Source organism: Variovorax sp. W1I1 (assembly GCF_030815625.1).
GTDB lineage: Bacteria > Pseudomonadota > Gammaproteobacteria > Burkholderiales > Burkholderiaceae_C > Variovorax > Variovorax paradoxus_C.
Map to the genome: position 1 here is coordinate 5,115,133 of NZ_JAUSWZ010000001.1, position 19,731 is coordinate 5,134,863.

General features: G+C 68.5%; 19 protein-coding genes and 1 other RNA gene. 12 read left to right on the forward strand and 8 right to left on the reverse strand.

All coding sequences use genetic code 11. From position 1 onward, the window contains the following. Positions 1–161 precede the first annotated feature (161 nt). From rnpB to QFZ83_RS23965, 3 genes are all read right to left on the reverse strand, one after another. Positions 162–519, reverse strand: an RNA gene (gene rnpB / locus QFZ83_RS23955) — RNase P RNA component class A. Between the two features lie 145 nt (positions 520–664). Further along, positions 665–1,183 (reverse strand): shikimate kinase, encoded by a 519-nt coding sequence (locus QFZ83_RS23960; protein ID WP_307510634.1) that lies wholly within the window; start codon positions 1,181–1,183, stop codon positions 665–667. A 5-nt stretch (positions 1,184–1,188) separates the two neighbouring features. Beyond that, positions 1,189–2,139, reverse strand: coding sequence for an AraC family transcriptional regulator (locus QFZ83_RS23965; RefSeq protein ID WP_307510636.1), 951 nt, complete (start codon positions 2,137–2,139; stop codon positions 1,189–1,191). 98 nt (positions 2,140–2,237) lie between these two features. Here QFZ83_RS23965 and tehA point away from each other — a divergent pair, with 98 nt between their 5' ends. The 6 genes from tehA (at position 2,238) to QFZ83_RS23995 (ending at position 8,121) form a co-directional block, all read left to right on the forward strand. Next, positions 2,238–3,203, forward strand: a complete 966-nt coding sequence (tehA, locus tag QFZ83_RS23970; protein ID WP_307510638.1) for a dicarboxylate transporter/tellurite-resistance protein TehA — start codon at positions 2,238–2,240, stop codon at positions 3,201–3,203. A gap of 68 nt (positions 3,204–3,271) precedes the next feature. After that, on the forward strand, positions 3,272–4,192 hold the full coding sequence (gene cysK, locus QFZ83_RS23975) for a cysteine synthase A (protein ID WP_307510640.1): 921 nt from the start codon (positions 3,272–3,274) through the stop codon (positions 4,190–4,192). 71 nt (positions 4,193–4,263) lie between these two features. After that, on the forward strand, positions 4,264–5,910 hold the full coding sequence (locus QFZ83_RS23980; RefSeq protein ID WP_307510643.1) for an NAD(P)/FAD-dependent oxidoreductase: 1,647 nt from the start codon (positions 4,264–4,266) through the stop codon (positions 5,908–5,910). Beyond that, entirely contained in the window at positions 5,910–6,467 is a 558-nt protein-coding gene (locus QFZ83_RS23985; protein ID WP_373457509.1) for a VUT family protein, read from the forward strand. The genes QFZ83_RS23980 and QFZ83_RS23985 overlap by 1 nt, the downstream gene beginning before the upstream one ends. A 5-nt stretch (positions 6,468–6,472) precedes the next feature. Continuing rightward, the gene (locus tag QFZ83_RS23990) at positions 6,473–7,102 is read left to right on the forward strand and encodes a flavin reductase family protein (protein WP_307510645.1); all 630 of its coding nucleotides are present in this window, start codon (positions 6,473–6,475) and stop codon (positions 7,100–7,102) included. A 65-nt stretch (positions 7,103–7,167) separates the two neighbouring features. Further along, positions 7,168–8,121 (forward strand): ProQ/FINO family protein, encoded by a 954-nt coding sequence (locus tag QFZ83_RS23995; protein WP_307510647.1) that lies wholly within the window; start codon positions 7,168–7,170, stop codon positions 8,119–8,121. 94 nt (positions 8,122–8,215) lie between these two features. Here the strand turns inward: QFZ83_RS23995 and htpX are convergent, their stop codons facing one another. The 5 genes from htpX to QFZ83_RS24020 form a co-directional block, all read right to left on the reverse strand. Then, positions 8,216–9,088, reverse strand: coding sequence for a protease HtpX (gene htpX, locus QFZ83_RS24000; protein ID WP_013539363.1), 873 nt, complete (start codon positions 9,086–9,088; stop codon positions 8,216–8,218). A 151-nt stretch (positions 9,089–9,239) separates the two neighbouring features. Next, complete coding sequence (locus tag QFZ83_RS24005; protein ID WP_307510649.1) at positions 9,240–9,962, reverse strand: DUF3025 domain-containing protein; 723 nt, start codon at positions 9,960–9,962, stop codon at positions 9,240–9,242. 4 nt (positions 9,963–9,966) lie between these two features. Next, positions 9,967–10,779: an NYN domain-containing protein gene (locus QFZ83_RS24010; RefSeq protein ID WP_307510651.1), complete on the reverse strand. Its 813-nt coding sequence runs from the start codon at positions 10,777–10,779 to the stop codon at positions 9,967–9,969. Continuing rightward, positions 10,776–11,807: a dihydroorotase gene (pyrC, locus tag QFZ83_RS24015; RefSeq protein WP_307510653.1), complete on the reverse strand. Its 1,032-nt coding sequence runs from the start codon at positions 11,805–11,807 to the stop codon at positions 10,776–10,778. Before pyrC ends, QFZ83_RS24010 begins: the two co-directional genes overlap by 4 nt. 51 nt (positions 11,808–11,858) lie before the next feature. Continuing rightward, the gene (locus QFZ83_RS24020) at positions 11,859–12,575 is read right to left on the reverse strand and encodes a peptidoglycan-binding protein (protein WP_307510655.1); all 717 of its coding nucleotides are present in this window, start codon (positions 12,573–12,575) and stop codon (positions 11,859–11,861) included. A gap of 235 nt (positions 12,576–12,810) precedes the next feature. Here QFZ83_RS24020 and QFZ83_RS24025 point away from each other — a divergent pair, with 235 nt between their 5' ends. The 6 genes from QFZ83_RS24025 to QFZ83_RS24050 are packed head-to-tail and all read left to right on the forward strand — an operon-like array spanning position 12,811 to position 19,680. Continuing rightward, complete coding sequence (locus tag QFZ83_RS24025) at positions 12,811–14,472, forward strand: ABC transporter substrate-binding protein (protein WP_307510657.1); 1,662 nt, start codon at positions 12,811–12,813, stop codon at positions 14,470–14,472. A 37-nt stretch (positions 14,473–14,509) separates the two neighbouring features. After that, a complete protein-coding gene (locus tag QFZ83_RS24030) occupies positions 14,510–15,463 on the forward strand; it encodes an ABC transporter permease (protein ID WP_307510658.1) in 954 nt (317 codons plus the stop codon). A gap of 19 nt (positions 15,464–15,482) precedes the next feature. Then, on the forward strand, positions 15,483–16,385 hold the full coding sequence (locus QFZ83_RS24035; protein ID WP_307510660.1) for an ABC transporter permease: 903 nt from the start codon (positions 15,483–15,485) through the stop codon (positions 16,383–16,385). A 4-nt stretch (positions 16,386–16,389) separates the two neighbouring features. Beyond that, entirely contained in the window at positions 16,390–17,439 is a 1,050-nt protein-coding gene (locus tag QFZ83_RS24040; RefSeq protein ID WP_307510662.1) for an ABC transporter ATP-binding protein, read from the forward strand. 44 nt (positions 17,440–17,483) lie between these two features. After that, the gene (locus QFZ83_RS24045) at positions 17,484–18,473 is read left to right on the forward strand and encodes an ABC transporter ATP-binding protein (protein WP_307512806.1); all 990 of its coding nucleotides are present in this window, start codon (positions 17,484–17,486) and stop codon (positions 18,471–18,473) included. Positions 18,474–18,501: 28 nt separating this feature from the next. Beyond that, a complete protein-coding gene (locus tag QFZ83_RS24050) occupies positions 18,502–19,680 on the forward strand; it encodes an amidase (RefSeq protein WP_307510663.1) in 1,179 nt (392 codons plus the stop codon). Positions 19,681–19,731 lie beyond the last annotated feature (51 nt).

Sequence of the window (19,731 nt, forward strand, 5' to 3'; positions counted from 1 at the left end):
GTGTTCGCGGGTCTGGGTTTTCTGGGAGGTGGTCACGCCGGATATATATTAGTTAGCTTGCTATCTATTATACGGGTAACTACCGATCCGTGCAGCGACCACGCTTGCGCCCGCCTGGGGCGCCGGCGAACCGGGAAAGAAAAACGAGGGAAAGAAGAAAAGTGTGAAGCCCGCCGATAAGCCGGATTCTGTGCACCGAAAGCCTCTTGCGAAGCCTTCGGCGTGACCGCCATTACTCTGGGCCGTTTGTCGCCAAACGGCTCGATGCCACCTACCCGCCAGCTCAGCGGAACCACCTCGATACTGGCCTACTTGGTGTTGCTGCGCGCAGAGATTGCCCGTTTCACCCGAACTGAATCGGCTCGTCTCTGTTGCTCTGATCCTCACCTCACGGTGGAGAGTCGTTAACTCCTGCGCTGTCCTGTGCAGTCCGGACGTTCCTCCAGTGCGGTCTTTCGACGCGGCGCCCTAAGGCGTCGCCCCTTTCGGGCTTGCACCAGCGGCGGTCTGGCGTGCTTCACACGGCGATTATCGCCCGGCGGACGAAGCTCGATTCCGGCAGCATGGCGCGCCCCGGTTCAAGGAGATCATTTGCGTCCGGAGACATCAAGGCCCAGTTGCCGACCCGAGCGGGTCAGCGTTCAGCCTGATCGGCGCCCGGCAGCTACAGCGCGAGCACGCGCGCAATCTGCCGCGCCGCTTCGTCGGGCGGCGTGGCCGTGGTGTCGATCGTCAGCTCGGCCGGCGGCATCGCCCGCTCCGCCTGTTCGAACTGCGTGCGCAGTTCCTTCAGCAGTGCCAGCGAACGCAGCTTGCCGAACTCGGCGCGGCTCGCGGCATCGATGCGTTTTTCCTGCGCGTCGCGCGAGAGCGTCAACCGCACGAAGGCCGTGCTGCCGCCCGCATTGGCCACGGCCTGCGCCGCGCGCTGCGGAAAATCCGGTGCCACCGAGGGCTCCGGCGCAAAGGTGAAGACCAGCGAGTGCCCCGCCACTGCGGCCTCGCGCATCATGGCCAGCCACATCTGTTCGCGCAGCCTGATGAAAGGCTCGCTGCCGAAGGGGAATACCGCCGCAACGGCATCGACGACCAGATGGTTGTGAAAGACGGCGAGGCCGCTCAGGCGGCCCAGCTCCCTTGCGATGGTGAGCTTGCCGGAGGCGACAGGCCCATGGATGAACACCAGTTTCAGGAGTCCATTCTGCCGACACCCGCGCGCCGGAACCGCCCCGGCGTGATGCCTGCGTGGCGCGCGAAGGCACGGTTGAACGCAGCCTCGGACCGGTAGCCGACCGCCTCGGCGATGCTGGCCGTATCGCGCCCGCCCTGTGCCAGCAGGCGCGACGCGAGCTCCATGCGCAGCGTGGTGAGGAATTCGAGCGGCCCGGTGCCCACGCGCCGTGTGAATTCGCGCGCGAAGGTGGCGCGCGAAAGATGGCAGCGCTCGGCCAGCGACGCCACGGTCCAGGGTTCCTCCGGCTGCGCCAGCATCGCCTGCAGCCCGGGCGCCAGACGCGGGCTGGCCATGAGGCCGAGCACGCCGGTGAGCTCGGGCCTCGTTTCCAGGTGCGCGCGCACCGCCAGCGTGAAGAGCGTGCCCGACAGTTGCGCCACGATGGCCGCGGCGCCAGCGCGCTGCTGCCCGATCTCCTCTGCCATCAGCCGCACCAGCCCTTCGAGCCAGGCGAACCCGGGGCGGTCGGCGAAGGCGATCACCATCGGCTCGGGCAGCGCCTCCAGCAGCACGCTGCGCCGCCGGCCGGGAAACTCGAACTCGCCGCAGAGGATGTCGGTGTCCGCCTTTTCGGGGCGCTTGAGGTTGGTCTTGAGATCGAGCAGCTCGCCCGTCCGCAGCCTGATGGCCCGGCCCTCGCCCTGCAGTCCCGCGGTGCGCAGCACATGCGCCGGCCCGCGCGGCAGGATCACGAGGCTGCCCTCCTCCAGCGGCACCAGCATGCGGCTCTCGGGCAGCCAGAGCTCGCAGCGTCCGCGCAGCACGATGTGAAAAGGTGCGCGCCACGGGCCGATGGCCTCGTGCGGCGCCGCCCAGTCTTCGCCGAACAGGCAATGCAGGTCCATGCGCCCGCGCAGGCCGAGCCAGTCGACGAGTTCGCTCAGGGGGTCGACATGCGGATTCATTTGAGACGATGGAGCAATTTATAGAGGCTCAGGAGCATTCAAAATCTTACCCTCGGCGCCCAGAATTCTTCCAACGATCCTTCCCTCAGGTGAACCGAATGACTTCCGAGCGTGCCCCCGTTCCCGTTTCCTATTTCGGCATTGCCGTCGGCGCGCTGGCGCTGGGCAACGCCTGGCGTGTCGCGGTACCGCTGTGGCATCTGCCGCAGGACATCGCCCATGTCGCGACATGGAGCGGCCTCGCGGTATGGCTCGTGCTGCTCGCGCTCTATGCGCACAAGTGGCTGCGCCACGGGGACGCCGCACGCGCCGAGATGAACCACCCGGTGCAATCGTCGTTCGCGTCGCTGGTCCCGCTGGCCAGCATGCTCGCGGCGATGGCGCTGCTGCCTTACGCGCGGGGCGTGGCGCTGGCCGTGTTCGCGGTGTCGATCGTCGCGTCGCTCGTGCTCGGCCTCTGGCTCTATGGGCGCACGTGGCAAGGCGGCCTCGCGCCCGAACTCGTCACGCCGGCCTTCTACCTGCCGGCGGTCGGACAGAACTTCGTGGCCGGCACGGCTGCAGCCGCATTCGGCTGGCCGCAACTGGGCATGTGGTTCTTCGGCGCGGGGCTCTTCTCGTGGCTGGCCATCGAATCGCTGATCCTCGGCCGCGCGGCGACGCACGCACCGCTGCCCGAGGCGTTGCGCCCCACGCTGGGCATTCAGCTCGCGCCGCCGGTGGTGGGGGGCGTCACGTACATGAGCCTGAACCACGGCGCGCCCGACCTGTTCGCGCAGGTGCTGCTCGGCTACGGCCTCTTCCAGGCGCTGCTGCTTCTTCGCCTCTTGCCGTGGATCGCCAGGCAGCCCTTCACGCCGTCGTACTGGGGCTTCACCTTCGGCGTGGCGGCGCTCCCGACCCTGGCCATGCGACTGGTCGCGGCCGGTGCCACGGGGCCGGTCGAATGGGTCGCGCCGACGACCTTCGCGGCGGCCAACGCGATCATCGGATTCCTGGCGTTTCGGACGATCGCGCTCTTGGTGCAGGGCCGGCTGTTGCCGGCTGCAACACCCTCGCGCTGAAGCGGTCACGGGCTGGTCTCACAATGCGCGCTGTCCGCTGAACAACCGCATCCAAGGAGATCCATTCCATGAAGGCCCAGAACATCCTCCAGACCATCGGCAACACGCCGCACATCCGCATCAATCGCCTGTTCGGCAATGCGAAACAACAGGTGTGGATCAAGTCGGAGCGCGCCAACCCGGGCGGCTCTATCAAGGACCGCATCGCGTTGTCGATGGTGGAAGACGCCGAGAAGTCCGGCGCGCTCAAGCCCGGCGGCACCATCGTCGAGCCGACCTCGGGCAACACCGGCATCGGCCTCGCGATGGTCGCGGCGGTCAAGGGCTACAAGCTGATCCTGGTGATGCCCGACAGCATGTCGATCGAGCGTCGCCGCCTGATGCTGGCCTACGGCGCCACCTTCGACCTCACGCCGCGCGCCGGCGGCATGAAAGCCTCCATCGCCCGCGCCGAGGAAATCGTGGCCGGCACGCCGGGCGCGTGGATGCCGCAGCAGTTCAACAACCCCGCCAACGTCGAGGTGCATGTGCGCACCACGGCCGAGGAAATCGCGGCCGACTTTCCCGACGGCATCGACGTGATCATCACCGGCGTGGGCACGGGCGGCCACATCACCGGCGTGGCGAAGGTGCTCAAGAAGAAGTGGCCCAAGCTGCAGGTGTTCGCGGTGGAGCCGGTGGCCTCGCCCGTCATTTCGGGCGGCGCGCCGTCGCCGCACCCGATTCAAGGCATCGGCGCGGGCTTCATCCCGAAGAACCTCGACACCTCGCTGCTCGACGGCGTGCTGCAGGTCGACGCCGAACCCGCCCGCGAAATGGCCCGCCGGTGCGCGCAGGAAGAAGGCATCCTCGTGGGTATCTCTTCCGGCGCGACGCTCGCGGCCATCGCGCAGAAGCTGCCGTCGCTGGCGCCCGATGCGGTGGTGCTGGGCTTCAACTACGACACGGGCGAGCGGTACCTGTCGGTAGAAGGCTTCTTGCCCGCCTGATCCAGCTATCTCTTTCATAGCGCCACGGCGCGTAAAATCCGCGGTCTGCTTGATAACCACAAGCCACCGCCATGCTGAGAATCTCCGAACTCAAACTCCCGCTCGACCACGCGCCTGAAGCGCTCGTCACCCTGATCGCCCGGACCCTCGACGTCCCGCTCGAAGCGATCGCCTCCCACACCGTCTTCAAGCGCAGCTTCGATGCGCGCAAGGTGGACCTGCTCACGGTCTACATCTGCGACGTGCAGCTGACCGACGCGAAGCTCGAAGCCGCGTTGCTCGCGAAGCACGCCGGCCATCCGCACATCCAGCCCGCGCCCGACATGCGCTACACCCCGCCGGCCAACGCGCCCGAAGGCACGAGCCGCCCCGTGGTGATCGGCTTCGGCCCCTGCGGCATCTTCGCGGCGCTGATGCTCGCGAAGATGGGTTTCAAACCCATCGTGCTCGAACGCGGCAAGACCGTGCGCCAGCGCACCCGCGACACCTGGGGCCTGTGGCGCAAGAGCGTGCTCAACCCCGAGTCGAACGTGCAGTTCGGCGAAGGCGGCGCGGGCACGTTTTCCGACGGCAAGCTCTACAGCCAGATCAAGGACCCGCGCTTCCTCGGCCGCAAGGTGATGGAAGAGTTCGTGAAGGCCGGCGCGCCGCCCGAAATCCTTTACGTCGCGCATCCGCACATCGGCACCTTCAAGCTGGTGAAGGTGGTGGAGAACATCCGCGAGCAGATCGTCGCGCTCGGCGGCGAGATCCGCTTCGAGCAGCGCGTGACCGATGTGCACATCGAAGACGGCCAGCTTCGCAGCCTCACGGTGCTCGACCAGACCACCGGCCAGTCGAGCGAACTGCGCGCCGACCACGTCGTGATGGCGCTCGGCCACAGCTCGCGTGACACCTTCGCGATGCTGCACGAGCGCGGCGTGTACATCGAGGCCAAGCCCTTCTCCATCGGCTTTCGCGTCGAGCACCCGCAGGGCCTCATCGACCGCGCGCGCTGGGGCCGCCACGCAGGCCATCCGCTGCTCGGCGCGGCCGACTACAAGCTGGTGCACCACGCGAGCAACGGCCGCTCGGTCTACAGCTTCTGCATGTGCCCGGGCGGCACCGTGGTCGCGGCCACCAGCGAACCGGGCCGCGTGGTCACCAACGGCATGAGCCAGTACTCGCGCAACGAGCGCAACGCCAATGCGGGCATCGTCGTGGGCATCGATCCGAAGGACTTCCCCGGTGATGCGCTCGCGGGCATCGCCCTTCAGCGCGATCTCGAATCGAACGCCTACCTGCTCGGCGGCAGCAACTACCACGCGCCGGGGCAGCTCGTCGGCGACTTCGTGGCCGGCAAGCCTTCGACCGCGCTCGGCAGCGTGACGCCTTCGTACAAGCCCGGCGTGACACCGACCGACCTGCGCGAGGCCCTGCCCGCCTACGCCATCGAGGCGATGCGCGAGGCCTTCCCCGCCTTCGGCCGCAAGATCAAGGGATTCGATACGCACGACGCGGTGCTCACCGGCGTCGAGACGCGCACCTCGTCGCCGATCCGCATCACGCGCGGCGACGACTTCCAGAGCCTCAACGTGCGCGGCCTCTACCCGGCGGGCGAAGGCGCGAGCTACGCGGGCGGCATCCTCTCGGCGGGCGTGGACGGCATCAAGGTGGCCGAAGCGGTGGCGCGCAATGTGCTCGCCGCGGCCGAACGCGAACGCACGGCGAACGTCTGATGCAGACCATGCCGTTCGCACGCCCCACCGCCGGCCAGTTCGCCGTCGCCACGCTGGCCATGGCCGCGGTGGTGCTGGCCTCCAACATCCTGGTGCAGTTCGCCATCAACGACTGGCTGACCTGGGGCGCCTTCACCTATCCGGTGGCCTATCTCGTGAGCGACCTCGTCAACCGGCGCTTCGGCCCGGGCATGGCGCGCCGCGTGGCGTGGGTCGGTTTCGCGGTGGCCATCGTGGCCTCGCTGATGCTCGCGCCGATGCGCATCGCGCTCGCCTCGGGCCTGGCCTTCATCGCCTCGCAGCTGCTCGACATCCGCGTGTTCGATCGCCTGCGCCGCGGCCTCTGGTGGCGCGCGCCGCTGGTGGCGACCGTGATCGCGGCGGTGCTCGACAGCATCGTCTTCTGGGGCATCGCCTTCGCGGGCACCGACGGTCCCTGGCTCACCTGGGCGGCGGGCGACCTTGCGGTGAAGCTCGGCGTGGGCGTGCTGATGCTGCTGCCGTTCCGGCTGCTGATCGGCCGCACGGCCGCGCGCACCTCGGCCCTGAGCCATTGAAAGCCATGATGTCCAGCAACGACGACTTTCACTACTACGAGCCCGCCAAGGGCCACGGCCTGCCGCACGATCCGTTCAATGCGATGGTCGGCCCGCGCCCGATCGGCTGGATCTCGTCGCAGGACGAGAACGGCGTGCTGAACCTCGCGCCCTACAGCTTCTTCAACGCCTTCAACTACACACCGCCGATCGTCGGCTTCGCGAGCATCGGCGCGAAGGACAGCCTGCACAACATCCGCCAGACCCGCGAGTTCGGCTGGAACCTCGCCACGCGCCCGCTGGCCGAGCGGATGAACCAGTCGTGCGCGGCCGTGCCGCCCGAAGTGAACGAGTTCGAACTTGCGGGCCTCACGCCCGTGGCTTCGAAACGGATCGCCGTGCCGCGCGTGGCCGAGAGCCCCGTGTCCTTCGAGTGCCGTCTCACGCAATTGATCCAGCTCGAAGGCGTCGATGGCGTGCCGGTGCAGACCTGGCTCGTGCTCGGCGAAGTGGTGGGCGTGCACATCGCGCGCCACCTGCTCAAGAACGGCATCTACGACACCGCGGCGGCGCAGCCCATCCTGCGCGGCGGCGGTCCGGCCGACTATTTCGAGATCAGCTCCGACAATATGTTCAGGATGTTCCGGCCGCGCTGACCGCGCGCCACCGGCTTCCTGTTGTTCCTCTTTCCATCCCATCGCGCCCACCGCCGATCCCACGTATGACCGACGCATCCACCGCCGCCCCGAACACGAACGCGCGCAACGCACGGCGCCCGCGCCAGGACCTGGCCGAGCAGCTGCAACAGCTGAAGACGGGCGCAAGCGACGGCGCCCTTGCGAGCTCCGACGCGCAAGCGTCAGCCGAACAGCAGCCGCGCCAGCAGCAAGAACAGCGACCACCGCGCGACAGGAAGCCGCGTCCGCAAGGCCAGGGACAGCAGCCCCGGCAGCAGCAGGGCCGGAAGCCGCAAGCGCAAGCACAGGCACAACAGCAACAACCGCAGCGCGCGCCGCGCAAGGTCAACCCGGTGCTCGAGCGTTTGTTCGAGCTCTACCCGCAGCTCTTCGGCGCACGCTTCGTGCCGCTAAAGCTCGGCGTGTACGAGGAACTGATCGCGCGCCATCCCGAAGACTTCAAGGCCGAAGACCTGAAGATCGCGATGGGTCAGCACGCGCGCTCCACGCGTTACCTCGAAGCCGTGGCCGCAGGCCTCGCGCGGCATGACCTCGACGGCAACGCGCTCGATCCGGTCGCGCCCGAGCATGTGCATCACGCCATCCTCGAATTGCACCGCCGCCGCATGCATCGCAACCCCGGCGAAGACCTGCGTCCTCAGCTCGTCGCGCGCATTGCCAAGGCGATCGAAGCCTCGGGGCTCGATCGCGAAGCCTATGCGGTGCTCGTGCGCTCGCGCGATGCGAACAACAATGCGGTGGTCGACGAGGCACTGGCCGAACTCGCCCAGCAGGCCGCCAAGCGCGAAGCGCTGCTGCGCGCCTTCGAGGCCAGCGGCCGCAGCGAGCAGGAGTTCGCCGACATGTACGGCATGAAGCCCGGCGAGGTGTCGCGCACGCTGGAGCGCGCGCGGGCCGAGCGGCAGGCGCCGGTTGCGGCCGCTGCAGAACCGGCGGCACCGGTCGCCGAGGCCCCTGCCGAACCCGCCGCCGACTGACGCATCGGGCGCCTCCGCGCCGCGACAGCCCATAAAAAAACCGCCACGCAAAGCTGGCGGTTTTTTTACGTCCGGCGGCAGCGCCGGGTTCGTGTCAGCGCGCGTTCTGCAACGCGGCGATGCGCTCTTCGATCGGCGGGTGCGTCGCGAACAGCTTGCCGATGCTGCCGGTGATGCCCATGGCTTCCACCGCCTTGGGCAGTTCGCCGGCGGGCAGGCCGCCCAGGCGCGCGAGCGCGTTCATCATCGGCTGCTTCTGGCCCATGAGCGCGGCGGCGCCGGCGTCGGCGCGGAATTCGCGCTGGCGCGAGAACCAGGCCACCACCATGGCGGCGGCGAAGCCCAACACGATGTCCAGCACGATGGTGCTCACGTAGTAGCCGATGCCGGGGCCCGAGGAGCGGTCGTCGCCGCGGCGCAGGAAGCTGTCGACCGCGTAGCCGATCACGCGCGAGAGGAACACGACGAAGGTGTTCATCACGCCCTGGATCAGCGTCATCGTGACCATGTCGCCGTTGGCGATGTGCGCGACTTCGTGGCCGATGACGGCTTCGACTTCTTCGCGCGTCATGTTCTGCAGGAGGCCGGTGGACACGGCCACGAGCGACGAGTTCTTGAAGGCGCCGGTGGCGAAGGCATTGGGCTCGCCTTCGAAGATCGCGACCTCAGGCATGCCGACGCCGGCCTTGTCGGCGAACTTGCGCACGGTGGCGACGATCCAGGCCTCGTCGGGCGACTGGGGGTTGTCGATCATGCGCAGGCCGGCGGTCCACTTGGCCATCGGCTTGCTGATGAGCAGCGAGATGAATGCGCCGCCGAAACCCATGATGAGCGCGAAGCCCAGCAGCGCCGTGAGGTTCAGGCCGTTGGCCGTGAGGAAGCGGTTGACGCCGAGCAGGCTCGCGACGATGCCGAGCACTGCGACGACCATCACGTTGGTCAAAACGAACAGAAGGATACGTTTCAAGTTGAATTCTCCGTGGGGGAACTGCCGCTCAGATGAGGGCCGGCGGGCCCTCTTCAAGCCATGCGGTGATGCGGGCGCTTCTTTGTTGTTGGGATACTGACGCGGCCCCGGCATGGCGGCTGCGGGTAGAGCAATGATAGGAGCAAAAGTTCTACGGACGGGGCCGGAAGACCTTCGGATCGTCGTAGTACTCGGCCGACGCATTGGCGGCGCACCATCCCGGTACGCCCAGGACGGGAAGCGGCACGAAGGGCTTCTGCGCGAGCCATTCCGGGCCGAGGCGCTGGGCCAGTGTGGCGTCGTCGAGGGCGTTCGAACGCGACGCACCCGTCAACAACACGTGGGCCGTCGCGGCCTTGCGCGGCGCGACCAGCTTTTCGAGCAGCGCGTGGCCGAACACGAGCAGCCGCGCGTCGGACCACAAGGCGCGCCGCGTCACGAACAACGCGTGCCAATCGCGCGCCACCAGCGCGTCCCATAGCGCGGGCGGCGCATCGAGCACCGCGCCGTTCTCATCGAACAGCGTGAGCGCGTCGCGCAGCGGGCCGCGCGTGGCGCCGACACCGGTGCGGGCGATCTCGGCGGCCTGCAGTTCGTTCAGGCGCCGCTTGGTTTGCGGAAAGGCGAGCCAGACCAAGCCGTTGAAGAAGTCGTGCAGGTTGTCGCGGGTCGGCACGGTGCGGGTCTCGAAGATGTGCGCTTCGTAGGCCTGGCCGGCAGGCAGGCTGTCCTGGTGCACGAAGTCGGGCGCCGAGGGCGGCTTGATCGCCTGCAGCGCCGAGGCGACCGATGCATCGCTTGCCTGCGCAACCGCTTCGCCATCGGCGCGATAGGGCGCAAACCAGGGCTGCGCCCAGTCGACCGCCGGCAGCATCGAATCAGGACGCGGACGCGCCCGTCCAGCGGATGCGGTCGGGGTGCTGCATCACCGCGAACTCCGCCGTCAGCTTGTCGAACAGCTTGAGCGAGCTGCCGCTCTTGCTGAGGAGGCCTGCGGTGCGCAGGGCTTTCGCCACGTCGTTGAGCGGCACGTCCTTGCCGCTTCGCAGGGCCGGCGCGGCTTCCAGGATGAACTCGGCGGCTTCGGAGACCGGCTGCGGCGTGGGCTGGGGCGGCGGGGCGGCGGCCCGCGTCGTCTTCCGGGCGGCCGTCTTGGTCGCCGCTTTCTTCGCGGGTGCCGCCGCGCTTTTCGCGCGCGTGGTCTTCGCGGCAGGCACCTTCGCCGCGACCTTCTTCGCCGCAGCGGTGCGGGCCGCGGGCTTCACGCTGTGGTGCGCGAGATCGATGAAGGTGTCGTAGATGCCGACTGTCTCGTCGCCCGTCTTGCCTTGCTGGCCGATGCCGCAGACGCGGCAGCCCTTTTCGCGCAGCCGGCTCACGAGGGGCGCGAAGTCGGAGTCCGAGGACACCAGCACCACCACGTCGGGCCGCTCGGCGATCACGAGGTCGATCGCATCGACCGCGAGCGCGATGTCGGTGCTGTTCTTGCCGGCCGAGAGATTCACCATCGGCCGCACCGAAAGCTGCTTGAAGAGCGCCTGCCGATTGACCGCCATCTCGGCGTTGCAGTACGCACGGCGCACGTGGACGGCGCCGTATTCGTCCATCGTGCGCTGCACGGCCTGCTCGATCACGTCGGCCGAGACGTTGTCGGCATCGATCAGGAGCATCACGCGCAGCGTCGGTGTCATACGAGTTTCCAGTGGATGGTTTCGCCGCCGCGCAGCGGCTTGAGCGTCGCTTCGCCGTAAGGCACGGTCTCCGGCACGGTCCATGTCTCGCGCTTGAGCGTGACGGTGTCGGTGTGGCGCGGCAGGCCGTAGAAATCGGGACCGTGGAAGCTCGCGAAGCCTTCCAGCTTGTCGAGCGCGTTCACGCTGTCGAAGGCCTCGGCATACAGTTCGATCGCCGTCAGCGCGGTGTAGCAGCCGGCGCAACCGAGGGCGTGCTCCTTCAGGTGCGCGGGGTGCGGCGCGCTGTCGGTGCCGAGGAAGAAGCGATCACTGCCGCTCGCAGCCGCCTCGACCAGCGCGACGCGGTGCGTCTCGCGCTTGAGCACCGGCAGGCAGTAGTAATGCGGGCGGATGCCGCCGGTGAAGATCGCGTTGCGGTTGTAGAGCAGGTGGTGCGCGGTGATGGTGGCGGCCGTGAAGCGGTCGGCATCGCGCACGTAGTGGGCGCCCTCTTTGGTGGTGAGGTGCTCGAACACCACCTTGAGCTCGGGGAAGTCGCGGCGCAGCGGGATCATCACGCGGTCGACGAAAACGGCCTCGCGGTCGAACAGGTCGATGGCCGGGTCGGTCACCTCGCCATGCACCAGCAGCAGCAGGCCGTGCTTCTGCATGGCTTCGAGCGTCTTGTAGGTCTTGCGGATGTCGGTCACGCCGGCATCGCTGTTGGTGGTGGCGCCGGCCGGGTAGAGCTTGAGCGCGCGCACGCCGGCTTCGGCGGCAAGGGCTATTTCCTCGGGCGGCAGCTTGTCGGTGAGGTAGAGCGACATCACCGGTTCGAAGGCGCTGCCTTCGGGCACGGCGGCAAGGATGCGGTCGCGATACGCCACGGCCTGGGCAGCGGTGGTCACGGGGGGACGCAGGTTCGGCATGATCAGCGCGCGGCCGAACTGGCGCGCGCTGTGCGGTACGACGGCTTCGAGCGCGGCGCCATCGCGCACATGCAAATGCCAGTCGTCGGGGCGGGTGATCGTGAGGGTGTCTGTCATGGCGCGGGGATTGTCGCACCGCCTCCCCGGCGTGCCCTTCGCCGCTGCGGGCTACGCGTGCAGGAACACCCGGCAGATGGTTGCGGCCGTGTGCCGGCTCCAGCTCGCATGGTTGACCGAGCAGCGCGCGCCCTTGTTCGGAGGCCAGGGATCGAAGATGCGCAGCGTCGTTCCCTCCTCGCCGTCCCCGCGGATGCCCGCCACGACGACCATGTGCCCCGGGCCGCCGGCCGCATGGCCCTTGGCGCCCCAGCGCAGGTCGAACATCAGCAGCCCGCTCTCCAGCGCGGTGCGCATGGCACAGACCGTCCAGGACATCGCCGGCCGCTGCAGCACCAAACCGTGCGCGGATGCGAAGAGCGCATCGGCCGTCATCGCCTCGTCGGCGTCCGCGAAGCCGCGCAGCCCGCCGTCCTCGGCGACCAGTTCGCCCGGCGTGCGCGCGACCACCGCCGGCACCGTGGAGCGCGTGATCATGGCCGTGGCGGCCGCCCAGCACAGGGCGGGCATGGGCTGGGGGATCAGCGCGACGGGATGCAGGATCGGCTCGCGGACCTCCCGGCCGAACACGAGGTTCTGCGTGCAGAGACCGGCCTCGCCGTCCTCGACCAGCCAGTTCGCAGCCTGCAGCCGGCGCACGGCCATCCGGGTGAATGGACCGTAGTCGCCATCGATCACGAGCCCGGGCCCCGGCCGCAGCGTCCTGTTCAGGGCCTCCTGCAGCCTGCGGACATCGGCCCCGCGCGAGCCTTGTCTCAGTGTTGTCATCGTTCTTGCCCTCGCCCACGCGACTTCGGCTTTCGAAGCGGGCGGCTGCATTGTCGAAAGCGGGGCGCGGCCGCGTCTATCGGTCGGATGGCATAGCCGGGATGGCGGCATCGCCGCAACAGCCGGCGACAACCGGAAATAGCCGGCGCATGCCTGGGGGCTCTGTACCGGTTGGCACATGTCGTGCTTGAGCGCTTCCTTCGCCTTTCCGTCATCCCCCACACCGGAGTTCCATGTGAAGCGTGCTGCCCCCGCCCTGTCCCTGAAACCCCTGGCCGCCTGCGCGGCGCTCGCCGTCCTGGTTCTTGCATCGCCCGCCGCGCTGGCCCAGGAAAAGACGCTGCGCATCGCCATGACCGCCGCCGACATTCCGCGCACCCTCGGCCAGCCCGACCAGGGCTTCGAAGGCAACCGCTTCACCGGCATCCCGATCTACGACGCGCTCACGCAGTGGGACCTGTCCAAGGCCGACGCGCCCAGCGTGCTGATTCCCGGCGTTGCCACCACCTGGGCAGTCGATGCCAGGGACAAGACCAAGTGGGTCTTCAAGCTGCGCCCCGGCGTCAAGTTCCACGACGGCTCGGCCTTCAACGCCGATGCGGTGGTGTGGAACGTGCAGAAGGTGCTCGACAAGGATTCGCCGCAGTTCGACCCCAGCCAGGTGGGCGTCACCGCCTCGCGCATGCCCACGCTCAAGTCCGCCCGCAAGATCGACGACATGACGGTCGAGCTCACCACCAGCGAGCCCGATGCCTTCCTGCCGATCAACCTGTCGAACCTGTTCATGGCGTCGCCCGCGCACTGGCAGAAGAAGTTCGACGCCGCTGCCGGCGCCACGCCCGCCGACAAGGCCAAGGCCGCCTGGACCGCTTTCGCCGCCGACCCGTCCGGCTCGGGCCCGTTCAAGGTCACGCGCTTCGTGGCGCGCGAGCGGCTGGAACTCGCCGCCAACAAGACGTACTGGGACGCCAAGCGCGTGCCCAAGATCGACAAGGTCGTGATGATCCCCATGCCCGAAGCCAACGCGCGCACCGCCGCGCTGCTGGGCGGGCAGGTCGACTGGATCGAGGCGCCCTCGCCCGACGCGATGGCGCAGATCACGCAGCGCGGCTTCAAGATCTATTCGAACGCGCAGCCGCACGTGTGGCCGTGGCAGCTCTCTTTCGCGGAGGGCTCGCCCTGGCTCGACAAGCGCGTGCGCCAGGCGGCCAACCTGTGCATCGACCGCGGCGGCATGAAGCAGTTGCTGGGCGGCATGATGGCCGAGCCCAAGGGCACGGTGCCGCCGGGCCACCCGTGGTTCGGCAAGCCCGGCTTCGACATCCGCTACGACGTGAAGGCCGCGCAGGCGCTTATGACGCAGGCCGGCTACTCCGCCGCCAAGCCGATCAAGGTGAAGGTGCAGATCTCGGCCTCGGGCTCGGGCCAGATGCAGCCACTGCCGATGAACGAGTTCGCGCAGCAGTCGCTCAAGCAGTGCTTCTTCGACGTGCAGTTCGACGTGATCGAATGGAACACGCTCTTCACCAACTGGCGCAAGGGTGCGAAGGACCCGTCGGCCAACGGCGCCAACGCGGTCAACATCAGCTTCGCGGCGATGGACCCGTTCTTCGCGATGGTGCGCTTCGTGAGCACCAAGGCGTTTCCGCCGGTGTCGAACAACTGGGGCTATTACGGCAACGCCGAGGTCGACAAGCTCGTGGCCGATGCGCGCACCAGCTTCGACGACAAGGCACGCGACGCCGCGCTCGCCAAGCTGCACACCCACATCGTGGATGACGCGCCGTTCGTGTGGATCGCGCACGACGTGGGCCCGCGCGCCATGTCGGCCAAGGTCAAGAACGTGGTGCAGCCCAGGAGCTGGTTCATCGACATCGCGACCATGACGATGGACTGAACGTTTCGCTCCAGCCAGCCCACGAGCCAGCCACCCCATGTTCACCTACCTCCTGCGCCGCGTGATCTACGCCGTGCCCATCATGATCGGCGTGGCCCTCGTGTGCTTCCTGCTCGTGCACATCGCGCCCGGCGATCCGCTGGTGTCGATCCTGCCGCCCGACGCCTCGGCGGACCTGCAGGCGCAGCTGCGCGAGCTCTACGGCTTCAACCGCTCGCTGCCCGAGCAGTTCGCCATGTGGGTCTGGCGCGCGATGCACGGCGACCTGGGCGTCTCCATTGCCAGCAACCGCGCGGTGGCCGGCGAGGTGTTCACCGCCGTGGGCAACACGCTGCGGCTGGCGGTGGTGGCCACCTTCATCGGCTTCGTGCTGGGCTGCCTCTTCGGCTTCGTGGCGGGCTACTTCCGCAACTCGTGGATCGATCGCTTCGCCTCGATGTTCTCGGTGCTCGGCGTGAGCGTGCCGCACTACTGGCTGGGCATGGTGATGGTGATCGTGTTCTCGTCGCAGCTCATGTGGCTGCCCGCCACCGGCGCCGGCCCGAGCGGCTCGGACGACTGGGCCTGGAACTGGGAGCACCTGCAGTTCCTGCTGCTGCCCGCGCTCACGATGTCGGTGATTCCGATGGGCATCATCGCGCGCACGGTGCGCGCACTGGTGGCCGACATCCTCGACCAGGAGTTCATCGTCGGGCTGCGCGCCAAGGGGCTCACGCATTTCGGCGTGTTCCGCCACATGGTGAAGAACGCGGCGCCCACGGCGCTCGCCGTGATGGGCCTGCAACTGGGCTACCTGCTGGGCGGCTCGATCCTGATCGAGACCGTGTTCTCGTGGCCCGGCACCGGCTTCCTGCTGAACTCCGCCATCTTCCAGCGCGACCTGCCGCTGCTGCAGGGAACGATCCTGGTGCTGGCGATGTTCTTCGTGGTGCTCAACTTGCTGGTCGACGTGCTGCAGACGCTGCTCGATCCGCGCATCGCGCGGGCCTGAAGAAGGAAGCTGCAACACCATGTCCACCGTGCTCGCTTCCTCTCCCACCGCCGCAGCCGTCGAGCCGTTGCCGGCCCAGCGCTCGCGCGGCTACTGGGCTTCGGTCTGGCTGCGCTTTCGCCGCGATCCGGTCGCGGTCGGCGCAGCCGTCGTCGTCTTGCTACTGATCGCGATCGCAGTGTTCGGTCCGTGGCTCGCGCCGTCCGACCCGTACCAGTCGTCCATGCTCAAGCGCCTCAAGCCCATCGGCACCGAGGGCCTGCCCTTCGGCAGCGACGAGCTGGGCCGCGACATGCTCTCGCGGCTGATCGTCGGCGCGCGGCTGTCGCTCTTCATCGGCATCACGCCGGTGCTCTGCGCCTTCGTGCTGGGCACGGTGATCGGCATCGTCGCGGGCTATGCGGGCGGCATCACCAACACGCTGATCATGCGCACCATCGACGTGTTCTACGCGTTCCCGTCGGTGCTGCTGGCCATCGCGCTGTCGGGCACGCTGGGCGCGGGCGTGGTCAATTCGCTGATCTCGCTGACCATCGTGTTCATTCCGCAGATCGCGCGCGTGGCCGAGAGCGTGACCACGCAGGTGCGCACCCGCGACTACGTGGAGGCGGCGCGCGCCTCGGGCGCCAGCCCCTTCACCATCGTGCGGGTGCATGTGCTGGGCAACGTGCTCGGGCCGATCTTCGTGTACGCCACCAGCCTCATCGCGGTGTCGATGATCCTGGCCTCGGGCCTCTCGTTCCTCGGCCTCGGCGTGAAGCCGCCCGAACCTGAATGGGGCCTGATGCTCAACACGCTGCGCACCGCGATCTACGTGCAGCCGTGGGTTGCCGCACTGCCGGGGGCGATGATCTTCATCACCTCGATTTCCTTCAACCTCCTGTCCGACGGCCTGCGTTCGGCCATGGACAACAAGGGCTGAAGCCATGGAAGCATTGAAGGACATCGGCGGCCCCGCGCAGCCGCTCCTCACCATCTCGGGCCTGGTCAAGCACTTCCCGCTCAAGAAAGACCCGCTCGGCCGCGGCGGCGGCGTGGTGCGCGCCGTGGATGGCGTGGACTTCGAAGTGATGAAGGGCGAGACCCTCGGTGTGGTCGGCGAATCGGGCTGCGGCAAGTCGACGACCGCGCGCCTTCTGATGCAGCTCATCGAACCTACGCGCGGCGAGGTGATCTTCGACGGCCGCGAGGTCGGCGGCCGCGACCTCCCGCTGAAGGAATTCCGTCGCCAGGTGCAGATGGTGTTCCAGGACAGCTACGCCTCGCTCAACCCGCGCCTCACCATCGAGGATTCGGTCGCCTTCGGGCCGCAGGTGCACGGCGTTTCGCGGCGCGAATCGGTGGCGCGGGCGCGCGACCTGCTGGCGCGCGTGGGCCTCGCGCCACAGCGCTTTGCCGAGCGCTATCCCCACGAGTTGTCGGGCGGCCAGCGGCAGCGCGTGAACATCGCGCGGGCGTTGGCACTGCAGCCGCGCATGGTGATCCTCGACGAGGCCGTGTCGGCGCTCGACAAGTCGGTGGAGGCGCAGGTCATCAACCTGCTGCTCGACCTGAAGGCCGAGTTCGGCCTCACGTACGTGTTCATCAGCCACGACCTCAACGTGGTGCGCTATGTGAGCGACCGCGTGATGGTGATGTACCTCGGGCAGGTGGCCGAAATCGGTCCGGCCGATGCGCTGTACGAGACGCCCGCGCACCCGTACACGCGCGCATTGCTGTCCTCGATGCCATCGATGGACCCGGACCACCGCACCGAGGTGGCGGCGCTCGCGGGCGATCCGCCGAACCCGATCAACCCGCCGACGGGCTGCCGCTTCCATCCGCGCTGCTCCATCGCGGCGCCGGTGTGCAGCCAGATCGTGCCCGAGCGCATCGCGACGGATTCGCAGCATGCGGTGAGCTGCCTGGTGCACGAGCCCGGCAGCGGGCATCCGATGGCGCAGCCGCAACCCTTCTTGCAGAGACAGGCCGCATGAGCGCAACAGCGACAACAGCAGCAGAAACCGCCGCCACCGGCCCCATGGTCCGGCTGCGCGATCTCAGCGTCACCTTCAGCGGCGGCCGCAAGCCCGTGCATGCAGTCAGCGGCGTGAGCCTCGAAGTGCAGCGCGGCGAAGTGGTCGCGCTGATCGGCGAATCGGGCTCTGGCAAGAGCGTGACCCTGCGCACGCTGCTGCGCCTGCACCCCGAGCGCCGCACCCGCATGGGCGGGCTGGTGGAAGTGGCGGGCCGCGACGTGCTCGGGATGTCGCAGCGCGAACTCGCGGACTTCCGCGGCAAGGTCGCGTCGATGATCTTCCAGGAGCCGCTGCTCGCGCTCGACCCGGTGTACTCGGTGGGCGCGCAGATCGTCGAGTCGATCCGCCGCCACGAGTCCGTGAGCCAGGCCGAGGCGCAGCAGCGCGCGCTGGCGCTGTTCGAGCGCGTGCGCATTCCGAGCCCCGAGCGACGGCTGCAGGCCTATCCGCACGAGATGTCGGGTGGCATGCGCCAGCGCGCCATGATCGCGCTCGCCCTCGCCTGCAAGCCGCAGCTGCTGTTGGCCGACGAGCCGACCACGGCGCTCGATGCCACGGTGCAGATCCAGATCCTTTTGCTGCTGCGCGAACTGCAGCGCGACCTCGGCCTCTCGGTGATCTTCGTCACGCACGACATCGGCGCGGCCGTCGAGGTGGCCGACCGCATCGCGGTGATGTATGCGGGGCGCATCGTCGAGGAAGGCACGGCGCGCGAGCTGATCCGCTCGCCGCGCCATCCGTACACCATCGCGCTGCTCAAGAGCCGGGCGCACGGGGCGCTCGCGCGCGGCACGCGGCTGGAGACCATCGGCGGTGCGCCGCCCGATCTTTCGGCGCTGCCGCCCGGCTGCTCCTTTGCCGAGCGCTGCGCGCTCGCGAGCGATGCCTGCCGCGCCGCACAACCGCCGGTGATTGAACTGGCACCGAATCACCGTGTACGCTGCATCCACACGGAGGCCGCAGCGGCCATTGCACCCGTGCTGGTCGCCTGAGTCATCCTCCTTCACGCCTCTCATTGCCATGCCATTGCACGACCCTGCCCACGCCTTCGTTCCGTACCCCGATGCGCCGGTGGCGCGCGCCGGCACCGGCCCGCTGACGGACCTGAGCTTTGCCGCCAAGGACCTGTTCGACGTGGCCGGCTATCCGACCGGCGGCGGCAACCCCATCGTGCTGGCGATGTCGGGCATCAAGACCCGCACCGCGCCCACGGTGCAGAAGCTGCTCGATGCCGGTGCGCGCTTCGCGGGCAAGACCGTGACCGACGAGCTCGCGTTCTCGATGAACGGCAACAACGCGCACTTCGGCGCGCCGGTCAACGGTGGCGCGCCGCTGCGCATCACGGGCGGCTCGTCGTCGGGGTCGGCATCGGCCGTGTCCTCGAATCTGTGCGACTTCGCGCTCGGCACCGACACCGGCGGCTCGGTGCGCGCGCCGGCCAACCACTGCGGCCTGTACGGCCTGCGCCCGACGCACGGCCGCGTGAGCCTGGAAGGCGCGCTCGACCTCGCGCCCAGCTTCGACACCTGCGGCTGGTTCGCGCGCGACATCGGCACCTTCGCGCGTGTGGCCGATGTGCTGCTGGGCACCGACGCAGCCGCCCTGCCCGAACGTGTGCGGCTGCTGCGGCCCGACGACGTCTGGGCCCTCGCCGTGCCCGCCGCGGCCGAAGCGCTGCAAGGCGCGGCCGACCGCGTGCAAAGCCTGCTCGGCCCTGCGCAAGGAACGACCGTGGCGATGGAATCCTTCGACGCGATGTACTGGCACTTCCGCTACCTGCAGTCGCGCGAAGCCTGGCTCACCGACGGCCCGCTGATCGAACGCTACGCGCCGCCGCTGGGCCCCGGCGTGGCCGAGCGCTTTGCGTGGTCACGCGAAGTGACCGATGCGCAGGTGGCGACCGCGCGCGTTTTCCGCACCGCGTTCCGCGCGCACCTGGCCGGGCTGCTCGGCACCGACGGCGTGCTGCTGATGCCGACCATGCCCGACATCGCACCGCTGCGCAGCGACAGCGAGGCGTCGATGGAGGATTACCGCAACCGCGCGATCCGTCTCTTGTGCATCGCGGGGCTGGCGGGGTTTCCGCAGCTCTCGATGCCGCTCGCCACACGCGATGGCGCGCCGCTGGGCATTTCGCTGCTCGGGCCGGCAGGGTCGGACCGGTCGCTGATCGCGCTGGCCGAGCGCATCGCGGGTTAGTGCAAGGTAGTGCCGAGGGCGTGCGAGATCGTGCGGCCTGGGGTAGGCTGC

Excerpts from the sequence above, each read along its gene's own strand:
- QFZ83_RS23965 (WP_307510636.1), bottom strand. The coding sequence starts at position 2,139 with ATGAATCCGCATGTCGACCCCCTGAGCGAACTCGTCGACTGGCTCGGC.
- tehA (WP_307510638.1), top strand. The coding sequence starts at position 2,238 with ATGACTTCCGAGCGTGCCCCCGTTCCCGTTTCCTATTTCGGCATTGCC.
- cysK (WP_307510640.1), top strand. The coding sequence starts at position 3,272 with ATGAAGGCCCAGAACATCCTCCAGACCATCGGCAACACGCCGCACATC.
- QFZ83_RS23980 (WP_307510643.1), top strand. The coding sequence starts at position 4,264 with ATGCTGAGAATCTCCGAACTCAAACTCCCGCTCGACCACGCGCCTGAA.
- QFZ83_RS23985 (WP_373457509.1), top strand. The coding sequence starts at position 5,910 with ATGCAGACCATGCCGTTCGCACGCCCCACCGCCGGCCAGTTCGCCGTC.
- QFZ83_RS23990 (WP_307510645.1), top strand. The coding sequence starts at position 6,473 with ATGATGTCCAGCAACGACGACTTTCACTACTACGAGCCCGCCAAGGGC.
- QFZ83_RS23995 (WP_307510647.1), top strand. The coding sequence starts at position 7,168 with ATGACCGACGCATCCACCGCCGCCCCGAACACGAACGCGCGCAACGCA.
- QFZ83_RS24005 (WP_307510649.1), bottom strand. The coding sequence starts at position 9,962 with ATGCTGCCGGCGGTCGACTGGGCGCAGCCCTGGTTTGCGCCCTATCGC.
- QFZ83_RS24010 (WP_307510651.1), bottom strand. The coding sequence starts at position 10,779 with ATGACACCGACGCTGCGCGTGATGCTCCTGATCGATGCCGACAACGTC.
- pyrC (WP_307510653.1), bottom strand. The coding sequence starts at position 11,807 with ATGACAGACACCCTCACGATCACCCGCCCCGACGACTGGCATTTGCAT.
- QFZ83_RS24020 (WP_307510655.1), bottom strand. The coding sequence starts at position 12,575 with ATGACAACACTGAGACAAGGCTCGCGCGGGGCCGATGTCCGCAGGCTG.
- QFZ83_RS24030 (WP_307510658.1), top strand. The coding sequence starts at position 14,510 with ATGTTCACCTACCTCCTGCGCCGCGTGATCTACGCCGTGCCCATCATG.
- QFZ83_RS24035 (WP_307510660.1), top strand. The coding sequence starts at position 15,483 with ATGTCCACCGTGCTCGCTTCCTCTCCCACCGCCGCAGCCGTCGAGCCG.
- QFZ83_RS24040 (WP_307510662.1), top strand. The coding sequence starts at position 16,390 with ATGGAAGCATTGAAGGACATCGGCGGCCCCGCGCAGCCGCTCCTCACC.
- QFZ83_RS24045 (WP_307512806.1), top strand. The coding sequence starts at position 17,484 with ATGGTCCGGCTGCGCGATCTCAGCGTCACCTTCAGCGGCGGCCGCAAG.
- QFZ83_RS24050 (WP_307510663.1), top strand. The coding sequence starts at position 18,502 with ATGCCATTGCACGACCCTGCCCACGCCTTCGTTCCGTACCCCGATGCG.